The sequence below is a fragment of the Cellvibrio sp. ARAG 10.3 genome, assembly GCF_051846955.1.
Lineage (GTDB): Bacteria > Pseudomonadota > Gammaproteobacteria > Pseudomonadales > Cellvibrionaceae > Cellvibrio.
On sequence record NZ_JBPYCU010000009.1, the window covers coordinates 118967 to 132228 of the forward strand.

The 13262-nt window shown below is 51.1% G+C and carries 8 protein-coding genes; 5 read left to right on the forward strand and 3 right to left on the reverse strand.

What is annotated here, in order from left to right:
* Positions 1 to 3: 3 nt before the first annotated feature.
* Positions 4 to 567 (reverse strand): TetR/AcrR family transcriptional regulator, encoded by a 564-nt coding sequence (locus ACSV5M_RS12950; RefSeq protein WP_439176654.1) that lies wholly within the window; start codon positions 565 to 567, stop codon positions 4 to 6.
* Positions 568 to 876: 309 nt separating this feature from the next.
* On the opposite strand from ACSV5M_RS12950, the gene ACSV5M_RS12955 reads away from it, so the two are divergent.
* Entirely contained in the window at positions 877 to 2727 is a 1851-nt protein-coding gene (locus ACSV5M_RS12955) for a carbohydrate-binding protein (protein WP_439176655.1), read from the forward strand.
* Positions 2728 to 2781: 54 nt separating this feature from the next.
* Here the strand turns inward: ACSV5M_RS12955 and ACSV5M_RS12960 are convergent, their stop codons facing one another.
* Positions 2782 to 3963 (reverse strand): helix-turn-helix domain-containing protein, encoded by a 1182-nt coding sequence (locus ACSV5M_RS12960; RefSeq protein ID WP_439176656.1) that lies wholly within the window; start codon positions 3961 to 3963, stop codon positions 2782 to 2784.
* 384 nt (positions 3964 to 4347) lie between these two features.
* On the opposite strand from ACSV5M_RS12960, the gene ACSV5M_RS12965 reads away from it, so the two are divergent.
* Positions 4348 to 6540, forward strand: a complete 2193-nt coding sequence (locus ACSV5M_RS12965; protein ID WP_439176657.1) for a glycosyl hydrolase family 18 protein — start codon at positions 4348 to 4350, stop codon at positions 6538 to 6540.
* Positions 6541 to 6720: 180 nt separating this feature from the next.
* Here the strand turns inward: ACSV5M_RS12965 and ACSV5M_RS12970 are convergent, their stop codons facing one another.
* The gene (locus tag ACSV5M_RS12970; RefSeq protein WP_439176658.1) at positions 6721 to 7884 is read right to left on the reverse strand and encodes a helix-turn-helix domain-containing protein; all 1164 of its coding nucleotides are present in this window, start codon (positions 7882 to 7884) and stop codon (positions 6721 to 6723) included.
* 581 nt (positions 7885 to 8465) lie between these two features.
* Here ACSV5M_RS12970 and ACSV5M_RS12975 point away from each other — a divergent pair.
* The 3 genes from ACSV5M_RS12975 (at position 8466) to ACSV5M_RS12985 (ending at position 13258) form a co-directional block, all read left to right on the forward strand.
* Positions 8466 to 10388 (forward strand): PrkA family serine protein kinase, encoded by a 1923-nt coding sequence (locus ACSV5M_RS12975; RefSeq protein ID WP_439176659.1) that lies wholly within the window; start codon positions 8466 to 8468, stop codon positions 10386 to 10388.
* Positions 10389 to 10499: 111 nt separating this feature from the next.
* The gene (locus ACSV5M_RS12980) at positions 10500 to 11762 is read left to right on the forward strand and encodes a YeaH/YhbH family protein (RefSeq protein ID WP_439176660.1); all 1263 of its coding nucleotides are present in this window, start codon (positions 10500 to 10502) and stop codon (positions 11760 to 11762) included.
* Positions 11759 to 13258 carry a SpoVR family protein gene (locus ACSV5M_RS12985; RefSeq protein WP_439176661.1) on the forward strand — a complete coding sequence of 500 codons (1500 nt, stop codon included), beginning with the start codon at positions 11759 to 11761 and terminating at the stop codon, positions 13256 to 13258. Before ACSV5M_RS12980 ends, ACSV5M_RS12985 begins: the two co-directional genes overlap by 4 nt.
* The last annotated feature ends 4 nt before the right edge of the window (positions 13259 to 13262 follow it).

Consider the following 13262-nt stretch of genomic DNA (forward strand, 5'->3'; position numbering starts at 1 on the left):
CCATTATTTCTCAAGCAGTGTGCGGGCTATTTGACCTGCACGCACCGCCGACTGGGTATCGCCCACGACCAGCGCCAGGGTGATGGCGCCGTCAATTAATATCAGTAATTGTTCCGCCAGCTCACTGACATTTTTGTGGGTGTAGCCCTGCACCAGTTGCTCGACAAACTGCAACAGTTTCAACTTGTGTTCACGGGCAACCTGACGAATGGGATCACCTGGGTCGCCAATTTCCCCCGCTGCATTGATAAAAGCACAGCCGCGAAAGCCCGGCGTCTGGAACCATTGGCTCAGTACTGTGAACATGTGCAGCAACCGCTCTTTGGGTTCGGAAACCTGCTGCGTGTTTTCACTGAACCACTTCATCCATCGCTCATCCCGGCGCCGCAGGGCCTCGGCGATCAACCCGTCTTTGCTACCGAAGTGTTTGTAGATGGTTTTTCGTGATACGCCTGACGCAGTGACAATTAAATCCATGCCGGTGGCACAGATACCGCCGCTATAGACGAGTGATTCAGTCACTGCCAGCAAGTGTTCAATAGTCGGATTAGCAGAAGCTGTATTCATGGGCCGCATGGTAGAACGATCATTCTACCCATGTCAACGACGCGCTTCGTTATTGGCGATATAGGCTCGCAAAAGACCAAATGCAGTCATGCACGAATTAATACCTTCCCATTTTCTGTTTGTGCTGAAAGTAGGTGGCGGTAATTGGCGAGGTCGGAATACTGGTTCCGGCAGCCATGCCCAATCGAATGCAGTTATAAAAAACCGAAGGATGGCTGTGCAGGTCCACGCCGCTAACCTCTGATAATTCAAAGGCGGTGTGAGTGTTATCCCCAGGCCTTTCAGGTCATCACAACAGGTAATCACAATATGAATAACAACGTTATCGCAAACGTATCGGCCAGCGTTCCGACTCTTTTTGGCCGTACGTTGACGCTCGTTACTGCCCTCTTCACCGCTGCTCTGCTGTTTATCGCAGCGCCCACGTATGCCGATGTGCCGCCTTTATCAGTCGAGGGCAATCGCGTCCTGATCGGCGGCCAGCCGGGCAGTCTCGCTGGTAATAGCCTCTTCTGGAGTAACAACGGCTGGGGCGGCGAAAAGTATTACAACGCCAGTACTGTCAGTTGGCTGAAGAATGACTGGAATTCGCGACTTGTCCGGGCCGCCATGGGTGTGGAAGATCCCGGTGGTTATCTGGAAGATCCGGTGGGCAACAAAGCCAAGGTTCGCGCAGTGGTAGACGCGGCCATTGCCAATGATATGTACGTCATCATCGACTGGCATTCCCATCATGCGGAGCAGTATCGCAATCAGGCCGTCGCCTTTTTTCGTGAGATGGCGCAAACCTATGGCCATCACAATCACGTGATCTATGAAGTCTATAACGAGCCGTTGCAGGTTTCCTGGAGTGGTGTGATCAAGCCTTACGCCACGGCCGTGATCAATGCCATTCGCGCCGTGGACCCCGACAACCTGATTATCGTCGGCACACCCACCTGGTCGCAGGATGTAGATCAGGCGGCCAACGACCGTATCAATGCCAGTAACATCGCCTATACCTTGCATTTTTACGCCGGTACTCATGGGCAATACCTGCGCGACAAAGCGCAGTCCGCCCTGAATAGCGGCATTGCGTTGTTCGTGACCGAATGGGGCTCCGTCAACGCCAATGGCGACGGCGGTGTGGCTTTAAGCGAAACCAACGCCTGGATGGAGTTCCTGCGTAATAACCATATCAGCCACGCCAACTGGGCCATCAACGGTAAGGCAGAGGGCGCATCTGCCTTGGTGCCGGGCGCCAGCGGTACCGGTGGATGGGTCAGCTCACAACTCACCGCTTCCGGCGCCCTGAGCAAATCGATTATTCAAAACTGGCAGAGCCCCACACCGCCCACCTGTAACAGTCAGGCAGTGCCCGCGACCATCCAGGCTGAAAATTTCTGTGAGATGTCGGGCATTCAGCTGGAAAACACCAGTGATACCAATGGTGGGCAGAATGTGGGCTACATCGACAACGGTGACTGGATGACTTACGCCATTACTGTACCGGCCAACGGCAGTTATCGGGTGAGCTATCGTGTTGCCAGTTTGAATGGGGGTGGTGTGATAGGACTGGAACAAGCAGGCGGCACACCAACATTTGGTGACATTGCAGTTCCCTCGACCGGTGGCTGGCAAAACTGGCAAACCATTTCACATGTGGTGCAACTGTCGGCAGGAACGCAACGCATTGCGCTGAGTGCCAGAAGCGGCGGCTTCAACGTCAATTGGCTTCGCATTGAAAGCGCCGGCAGCAGTTCTTCTTCCTCGTCCAGCAGTAGCGCCGGCGCAATCACCATCCAGGCCGAAGACTTTGCGGTCATGAGCGGTGTGCAGACCGAAGCGACCAGCGATACTGGCGGCGGTGCCAATGTCGGCTGGCTTGATGCGGGAGATTGGCTGTCTTACACCAATCACCCCATCAATGTTGCGCAAACCGGTCTGTATCGCATTGAGTATCGGGTAGCCAGTCCGTCCGGTGGAGGTCAATTAATCTTTGAAGAAGCGGGCGGCTCACCGTCTTATGGCAGCCTCACTATTCCGTCTACCGGGGGCTGGCAGAACTGGACCACTATCTCGCATCAGGTGACCCTCAATGCCGGCACCCACCGCTTCGGTATTTATGTAAATAACGGTGGCTGGAACCTGAATTGGTTGCGCATTACCCCACTGAATTAATTCTTGTTAGCCTTATGGCGTTGGCTGCTCTTTACGGAGCAGCCGTTTTTTATGTCATGCTGGTCTGACTGTTTGTTCTTGCGCGTGTGCGCGTTGTTGCAGCGTGACCTGTTTACGATACTGCGAGGGTGTTATGCCTTCCAGACGCTTGAAAAATCGATGAAATGCCGACTGGCTGTTGAAGCCGGATTGAAAAACAATATCCAGAATAGACTCTTGTGCCTCAGGCCTGCGCAGCAAACGCTTGGCCTCTTCCACGCGGTAATAGTTAATAAATTCAAAAAAATTCTGCTGATAGTGGGTATTCAGAATTTCTGATACCTCACGGGAACGCACACCAATCTGCTCCGCAAAACGATCAAGATTAATATGGCTGTCAAGATACAGTTTGTGTTTCTGGATGCCCTGCTCCACGGCTTGGATTTTTTCCTCCAGCTGCGCGATGTCCGCCAGGCGTTCACCTTCGGCTGACCCTTCCGGTGCATTCGGAGCCATCACCTGGCGCGAATTCAGCAACCCAAAGATAAACAACGCGTTGACCAGCAAGACCGACAAGTAATTGTTAATAATGCCCATCATGTCGTTCGCGTTACCACTGATGTAATCACCAATAAAGTAGCCGACGAACGACCAGAACCAATGGATAAAATAACCCCCCAGAATCAAATAGGACAAATTCAGATCCAGAGGTGAAAAGGTCGAATAGCGTTGTCTGATGCAGCGGCGAACCCGGTACTCCGTCACAAAACAAGCCAACACATAGAAGAAGGGAAAGCATCTCACCACAGCCCACACAAAACCCACGGCCGCCGCTTTGGCCGGGGGTAATTCAATCCAGGGAAGCCAGGCTTCACTGTCAACATCGAACGCCATAATCACCAACAACACAATCACCGCGGGAATCAGATGAACGAGATGTCTCATCTGTACCAACTGGACCTCTTCGGTTAACGAACGCAGGTAAAAATACAGCGTTGGGCCTTGCAACAGTATGCAAACAGATAAGATCGACGGAGGGATGATGGAGTCGTTTATACCGGCCGCATGGAAATTCAGGTTCCAGATAAAAATGCTGGTCCCCAGGATACTTGCCACCTGAATCAGAAATAACGCCAACAAATTGCGCGATTGTGCACGCTGCGTCGGGAGTACCTTCAGGATGGCAACCAACAGCAGACATTCGACACAGGTAATCGCCCACAGTAAGTCATGAAGATTCAGGTAGCTCACTTTCATTATTATTTTTCCTCGATACACGCGATGGATCAGCCGTTCTTACCATAGCACGTATCAGTATAACCGCCTGTGATCGAGGTGCCGAAATCCGCCAACTCTCTCGACTCCCACCAAACGCCAAAGGTGAAACCTTCCCAATTGATACCTTTTACACCAAACGGTAGGAATTCCGCGCAGGATTTTTTCATGCTGTGGACGGGAACATTCAGGTGTGCGGGCACTGCTGAAAACCATCTGCGTTAACAGGTGTTTTTTTAATGTACGTCGGGATTTCCCGCATGTATGGATTGTTGAGTTTTTATGGCGTTGTGCCGCCGGTTCAGCGACATTATTTTCAATAGTCGATGCTTTTCATAACAACGGTCAAACCATTCGGAGCTTGTCATGACATTGATAAAATATTTACGCCAGAATTCCTGGCGAGGCCAGGTGCGATTGACGCCTTTTGCTTTTTTAGTCTGCTTAGCAGGCATGCTGTGGTCAGTTTCACTTTCTGCACAAACTGCGATTAAGTTGTCCGATGGCGCGGCGACCTTTGCCAGTTCGCAGTTTCAGGCGGCGTCTTTTGCGGTGGACGGTGATCCGGCGACGCGTTGGGAATCGAACCACGCGGTAGACCCGGCGTTTTTGACCATTGATTTGGGGCAGGCTTATAACCTGTCGCAGGTGGTGATTGATTGGGAGGCGGCTAACGCGGCGAACTACACGATCCAGGGCTCGAATAACAACAGCAGTTGGACAACCCTGGCGACGCGCACGGGCGGGAGTTTTGGGGACCGCACTGATACGGTGGCTATCTCCGGTAATTACCGCTATGTGCGTATGAACGGCACGGCGCGCAGTGTGGGTAATGATTGGGGTTATTCGATCTGGGAGATGGCCGTTTACGGCTCATCCAACAGTAACCTGCCCGCGCCCTGGAATAACGGCGATGTGGGCTCACCTTTGCCAGGTTCGGTCAGTTTTAGCAACGGCGTGTTCAACACGACCGCGAACGGCAATGACATCTGGAATAACACGGATAATTTCCATTTTGTGTATCAACCCTTCAATGGCGACGGCGCGATTATCGCGCAGGTTACCTCGCTCAGCGCCACCCATGAATGGGCCAAGGCCGGTGTGATGTTTCGTGAGAATTTAACCGGCGGTTCGAAGAACGCGATGATGGCGATGACCAGCAGCAACGGGGCTATCTTCCAGCGTCGCACCGCCGCGAGCGGTACCAGCACCAGCAATTCCCAGGGCGGCGTGTTTACGCCTTACTGGGTCAAGCTCACACGTAACGGCAATACACTTACCGGATTCAGCTCTTTCGACGGCAATAACTGGACGCAGGTCGGCACAGCCACGGTCAGCATGAACAGCAATGCCTATGCGGGGCTTGCGCACACCAGCCACGCCGCCGGTACGCTAGGTAATGCCCAGTTTGATCAGGTTACTGTGCAGGCCGGTGCGGTGTGTTTCTATGAGAACACCAACTTCGGCGGCGCGAGTTTTTGCCGCGGCGCGGGGGCGCAAAATGTACCGAGCGGTTGGAGTAATCGCGTGTCCTCCGTGCGAGTGATCAATGGTTATTCTGCGGTGCTGCGCTCACAAGCCAATCAAGGCGGCAGCAGCGTGACACTGACGGGCGATACGGCGAATCTTGCCAGCATCGGTTTTGATAACCTGCTCGCGTCTTACACCATCAGCAATCAGGCAGGCGGCATGAAGGTCGTCGGTTATATGCCTTCCTGGGCTGGCAATGCGACAGCAATCCAGTACAACAAATTGACGCACATTAATTACTCCTTTGTGCTGCCCAACGCCAACGGCAGTTTGCAAGGCGTGCCCAATCCATCCAAGCTGCAAAGCATCGTTACCCTCGGCCATGCCAATGGCGTAAAAGTGTTGATTGCTGTCGGCGGTTGGAACGACGGCAATGACAGCGCATTTGAAGCGCTTGCCGCCAATGCCTCAACGCGCACCGCCTTTGTCAACAACCTGATCAACCTGGTTGAACAATACAACCTCGACGGTGTGGATATGGATTGGGAATACCCGGACCCGGGTGCCTCCGCCGATAATTACGCGCTGTTGATGGGACAACTGAGCAACGCCCTGCGTGCACGCGGCAAATTGTTGACCGCAGCAGTGGTGGCTTCCGGGTATACCGGCGGCGGCGTGAAGGCTGAAGTCTTTAATTACATCGACTTCCTTAACCTGATGGCTTACGACGGCGGCAATGGTTCAACCCACTCGCCCTATTCTTATGCGGTCAGCTCACTGAATTATTGGTTGGGCCGTGGCTTGCCAAAAGAAAAAGCCGTACTGGGCGTTCCTTACTACGCCCGCCCCAGTTGGTCGGCTTACAACACGCTGGTTGGTGCCAACGCTGCCAATGCCTGCCGTGACAGCAATGGTTCGGATTATTGGAATGGCATTCCGACAATTCGTCAAAAAGCACAGCTGGCTCGCTCACAGGCTGGCGGCATCATGACGTGGGAGTTGTCGCAGGATACGAATGGCGCGAATTCTTTGTTGACGGCCATGTATGAAGCGGTGAATGGTTTGGGTGGGTCGTATAACTGTAATTAAGCTGGATATTGGTTCTAAATTCGTTTGTCGTTAGGGCGTTTGGTTTCGAAAACGCATAAATACATCCTTGTAGCTCCCTCAAGTCGTCCCTGACTTGAGGGTTTCGAAACCAAACGCCCTAACGCCAAACTCGCATCGTGCGAATTTCAATGTGGTCGTGTAAAACGAAAAGGCTATACGCTACACCTTCGGCGCAGTTTCCAATTCGGTGTGAATTACTCCGCCCTGGCGGCGATATTCTGTTGGTGTAACACCGACCAGGCGCTTGAAAAAGCGGTGGAAGGTTGAGAGGCTGTTAAAGCCGGCGAGGTGGATAATATCCAGAATGTTTTCCGTCTTATGCTCGTCCATCAATAACAACCGCTTCACTTCCTCAATACGATAGCTATTGATAAATTCAAAAAAATTCGTGCCGTAATGGGTCTTGATAATAGCCGATACGTCGCGTACCCGCAGTCCGAGCCGTGCCGCAAAGCGATCGATATTTAAATTCGATTCCAGGTAAATGCGATCTACGTGAATCGCTTTTTCGATGATGGCAATTTTGTGTTCGCGGTTCTTAATGCGCGAGGGTTTTTCGGCCACGATGGGTTCGGGGTGTAATAGTTTTTCGGCGTTGAGCAAGCCGCTGATAAACAGGCCATTAATTAAAATGATCACCAGATAGTTATTGATGATGCCGAGCACATTGCTCACGCTCCAATGCACCCAATCCGCCACATAATAAGTGCCCAGCGTCCAGACCCAATGCACTAGAAAGCCCAATAAAATAATATCGCCCAAGCGCAGTTCAACTTCGGAGACGGAAGAAAAACCCCGCCGCAGATGTTGATGGATGCGATAGCGTAAACGCGCGCTGGCGATGACGTAAACGAAGGGAGAGAATTTTACCAGTGCCCACAAAAAAGAAACGGCGTACTGCTTACCTTCATCGGGGGTAGTAAGGCCACGCCAGTCCGCTGTGTCGATGCCGTAGAAAATGGCAATAATACTGCCGCCTATCACAGGCAGAAGGTGCAAAAAATCCGGGCGGCTCCAGTGGTGTCCTTTGCTGCGCAACGACTTGATATAGAAATACAGTAAGGGCCCCTGTAACAATAAGCAGGCGACGTAGATCACAATCATCACAGGTGTTTTATTGACAGCGAGGTCTGCAAAAGCGTTATTCCAGACGATCATGGTTGATGCCAGTACCAGCGCAACGGCTAGGAAAAAACATCCGATGATCATTCGCGATTGCCCGTGTTTGTCAGGCAATACGCGCACCAGTACCGCCATACACAGACATTCGACAATAGTCAGGGTGAGGATAAGATCGTGAAGACTGAAAAAACTTCCTTTCATGACGGCATAGTGCAAAGAAAAGTAAGAGATTTTTATACATTGTTGTTGTGCTACTACGGCTCCAGCTGAACCACGTAATAACCTGGGCACCGGCTTCCGGCAAGCCCTCGGCATACTATCATAGCAATTCCGACGCCGTGCCAGGCCGCTCCGGGATTTTGCCGGAAAATGTCGACCAGGTTTACTGTTTTACCCGCACCCGACCAACCTCAGCGGATGAACGTCGCGATATTGTGGATCAAAGGTCATATCAGTAAAGCTGATGCCGGCCATAGATCGACAGGTCCAATCTGACATCAACCCGCATGGCCTTCAGTCTGGTAGGCAGCACATTACCGGCACGCAGAATTGGCGCAGTTTTTGAAAGTAGTTTTTATGAAAAGAAAACTTGACGCTCTTGGTACTAAGGAGAAAGATTGACATTGAGCCGGCAATTTTTTTTATATTTACATCCCGGCAGGATTTTTACGACTATGCTTAAACCAGAGCTTTGAGTTGTTGTCTCAAGAGCTGCGATTGCCGTCCGCTGGAGGGATCTACCCTGAGCAGTTGCGAACCCCATCGCTAACCAGAGGTATGTTATGAGCCTGTTTAATCATTACCGCGAGCGCTATGACAGCACCCAGCAGGAAGAATTATCGATCAAGGAGTACCTCGAACTTTGTAAAACGGACCCGAGCGTTTATGCCAGTGCCGCCGAGCGCATGCTGATGGCGATTGGCGAACCTGAGTTCGTTGACACCGCGCAAGACCCACGCCTGAGCCGCATCTTTTCCAATAAAATTATCAAGCGATACAAGGCCTTCGGTGAATTTTACGGCATGGAGGAATGCATCCAGCAGATAGTCTCCTTCTTCCGTCACGCGGCGCAAGGCCTGGAAGAAAAGAAACAGATTCTCTACTTGCTCGGCCCGGTTGGCGGCGGTAAGTCTTCATTGGCCGAAATGCTTAAAACCCTGATGGAAAAGATGCCGATCTACTGCATCAAAGGTTCACCGGTTTTTGAGTCACCGTTAGGCTTGTTCAGCCCGGAAGAGGATGGCCATATCCTTGAGGAAGACTACGGTATTCCGCGCCGCTATATCAAAACGATCATGTCGCCTTGGGCGGCCAAGCGCTTGCAGGAATTCCACGGCGATATTACCCAGTTCCGGGTCGTCAAACTTTACCCCTCTACCCTCAATCAGATCGCTATCACCAAGACCGAACCGGGTGATGAAAACAACCAAGATATTTCCTCGCTGGTGGGTAAGGTCGATATTCGCAAATTGGAAGAATTTCCCCAAAACGACCCGGATGCTTATAGCTTCTCCGGTGGTTTATGTCGCGCCAACCAGGGCCTGATGGAATTCGTGGAGATGTTCAAGGCGCCGATCAAGGTACTCCACCCCTTGCTGACCGCGACCCAGGAAGGTAATTTCAATAGTACCGAAGGTTTAGGTGCCATCCCCTTCGATGGCATCATCCTGGCGCACTCCAACGAATCGGAATGGCAGAATTTCCGCAACAACAAAAACAACGAAGCCTTCATTGACCGGGTTTATATCGTCAAGGTGCCTTATTGCCTGCGCGTTACTGAAGAGATGCAGATTTACGAAAAATTGCTCCAAAACAGTTCACTGTCCAGAGCACCTTGTGCACCGGATACCTTGCGCATGCTGGCACAGTTCTCAGTCCTGTCCCGCTTGAAAGAGCCGGAAAACTCCAACATCTTCTCCAAGATGCGCGTCTATGATGGCGAGAATCTGAAAGATACCGACCCAAAAGCCAAATCCTTGCAGGAATATAAAGATGCTGCCGGTGTGGACGAGGGTATGAACGGCTTATCGACTCGCTTCGCTTTCAAGATTTTGTCACGCGTTTTTAACTTTGATCCCACTGAAATTGCAGCCAATCCGGTGCACCTGATGTACGTGCTGGAACAACAGATTGAACAGGAACAATTTCCTAAAGAAGTGCAGGAAAAATATCTCAACGTCCTCAAAGAATACATTGCACCCAAATATGTGGACTTCATCGGCAAGGAAATCCAGACGGCGTATCTCGAATCCTATGCCGAGTACGGCCAGAATATATTTGACCGCTATGTGACTTATGCCGACTTCTGGATTCAGGATCAGGAATACCGTGATCACGAAACCGGCGAGATATTAAATCGCGCTGCCTTGAATGAAGAGCTCGAGAAGATTGAAAAGCCGGCAGGCATAAGCAATCCCAAAGATTTCCGTAACGAAATTGTCAACTTTGTGTTACGGGCCAAAGCCAATAATGCCGGACGGAACCCGGATTGGCGCAGCTACGAAAAACTGCGCACGGTCATTGAGAAGAAGATGTTCTCCAACACCGAAGATCTGTTGCCGGTTATTTCTTTCAATGCCAAGGCATCTGCCCAGGACAAGAAAAAGCATCAGGATTTCGTGCAACGGATGATTGAGCGGGGTTATACCGAAAAACAAGTACGGCTGTTGTCCGAGTGGTATTTGCGGGTCAGGAAATCACAATAGCGAACAATCAACTCAGGAGGAGAGGCAGAAATCCTACCCACGTTATTGTTAAAATCTTGGCAGATGTGACGCATCTGCCAGACCGTTTTGCGACAGCCTGACAGGTAAGCTATGAGCTATATTATTGATCGTCGCCTGAACACCAAAAACAAAAGTGCCGTAAATCGCCAACGCTTTTTGCGGCGCTACCGCGCCCAGATTCACAAAGCCGTTTCCGATGCCGTTGGCGAGCGTTCCATCACCGACATTGATCGCGGCGGCAAGATCAGCATTCCTACCAAAGACATCGGTGAACCGGTTATCTACCATGGTAACGGCGGTCGCAATACCCGCGTACTGCCCGGTAATAAGCACTTTTCTGAAGGTGATCGTATTCCGCGCCCTGAAGGCGGCGGCGGTGAAGGCGGTAGCAAAGCCAGCGACTCCGGCGAAGGTGAAGATGATTTTTCATTCACCATTTCCCAGGAAGAGTTCCTGAATTTTATGTTTGACGGTCTGGAACTACCCAACTTGATCAAACGGCAACTGACCGGCGTGGAAGAGTTCAAACAGGTTCGCGCAGGTATTGCTAACGAAGGCAGTCCCGGCAAGATCAATATCGTTCGCTCATTGCGCTCCGCCAATATGCGTCGTATCGCCTTGACCGGAAAAAAACGTAAACGCCTGGAAGAACTGGAAGCTGTGCTGGAGGCTTTACACCCCGGAGAACGCACCGGCCCCGGTTACGAAGCCTTGCTGGATGAAATGGCCAAGTTACGCAAAGCGATTGCGGCCACGCCCTGGCTCGACACCTTTGATCTGAAATACAACCTGCATATCAAGCAACCGATTCCGCGCTCCAAAGCGGTGATGTTTTGCATCATGGATGTGTCCGGTTCTATGGACCAAGCCACAAAGGATATCGCCAAACGGTTTTTTATCCTGTTGTATTTATTTTTGCAGCGCAACTACGAAAAAACGGAAGTGGTTTTTATTCGTCACCACACCATTGCCAAGGAAGTGGATGAAGATGAATTCTTCCACTCCCGCGAAACCGGCGGTACCGTAGTGTCCAGTTCACTGCGCTTGATGCACAGTATTATCGAAGCGCGTTACTCGCCTTCGGAGTGGAATATATACGGTGCCCAGGCGTCCGATGGAGATAACTGGGAAGATGATTCGGCCAATTGCAAGGAATTGATGATCAACAGTGTGTTACCGCATTGCCAGTATTATTCCTATATTGAAATTACGCCGCGCAATCATCAATCCTTGTGGCACACCTACGAAGAAGTACAGGCCGCTTGCCCGGAACAATTCGCCATGCAACATATTGTCAGCGCCGCTGATATTTATCCGGTATTCCGTGAACTCTTCCATAAGAGGGTCGCATGACTCAACCGCTGTTTACTAGCTCGGAATGGAACTTTGACCTGATACGTGATTGTGATCGGGCCTTGGGCGAACTGGCTAAAGAATTCCGGCTCGATACCTATCCCAATCAGATTGAAGTCATCAGCTCCGAACAGATGATGGATGCCTACGCCGCTGTGGGTATGCCGATTGGCTACCACCATTGGTCCTATGGCAAGCAATTTCTCAGCACCGAACATTCTTATAAGCGCGGGCAAATGGGGCTGGCGTATGAGATCGTTATTAACTCCAACCCCTGCATTGCCTACTTGATGGAAGAAAACACCATGGCTATGCAGGCTTTGGTCATTGCGCACGCCTGCTACGGCCACAACTCGTTCTTTAAAGGTAACTATTTATTTAAAACCTGGACCGATGCCGATTCGATTATTGATTATCTGGTGTTTGCCAAAAACTACATCAGTAAATGCGAGGAGCGCTATGGCATTGACCAGGTAGAAGAAATTATTGATTCCTGCCACGCCCTGATGAATTACGGTGTGGATCGTTACAAACGCCCCTACCCCATCTCTGCCCAGGAAGAAGAGCAACGTCAGGCGGAGCGGGAAGAATATTTACAGAAACAAGTGAATGACTTATGGCGGACTATCCCTAAAACGGAACACGCCGAAGATCCAAAAACCGCACGCCGTTTTCCGCCGGAGCCCCAGGAGAATATTCTTTATTTCCTGGAAAAGAATTCACCACTACTGGAATCCTGGCAACGCGAAATCATTCGTATTGTGCGTAAGATCGCCCAGTATTTTTACCCGCAACGCCAGACCCAGGTGATGAACGAAGGCTGGGCCTGTTTTTGGCACTACACGCTGCTGAACGAACTCTACGCACGCGGTATGGTGACCGATGGTTTTATGCTGGAATTTTTGCAATCCCACACCAGTGTGATTGCCCAGCTGCCCTACGACCACCCCTACTTCAGCGGGATTAACCCTTACACGCTCGGCTTCAGCATGATGATGGATATTCGTCGCATCTGTGAAAACCCTACCGCTGAAGACCGCGACTGGTTTCCGGATATCGCGGGCAAAGACTGGAATGAAACCTTGCACTTTGCCATGCGCAACTTTAAAGACGAGAGTTTTATCCTGCAATTCCTGTCACCCAAGGTCATGCGCGATTTAAAATTATTCAGCATCATTGATGATGATCATGAAGAAAATATTGAGGTCGCTGCGATTCATGATGAAAGCGGCTTTCGTAAGCTGCGTGAGATGTTGGCGGGGCAATACAATCTTGGCAACCGCGAACCCAACATCCAGATTTACAACGTGAACGTGCGCGGCGACCGCTCATTGACACTGCATCACACCATGCACGAACGCAAACCCCTGGCAGATTCAGTGAATGAAGTGCTGCGTCACTTGCACCGTCTATGGGGTTTTGATGTGCACCTCTACTCCATGGACAATAATCAGATTCAGGCGGAATACCACTGCCCGCCCAGACCTGATAAATAACCTA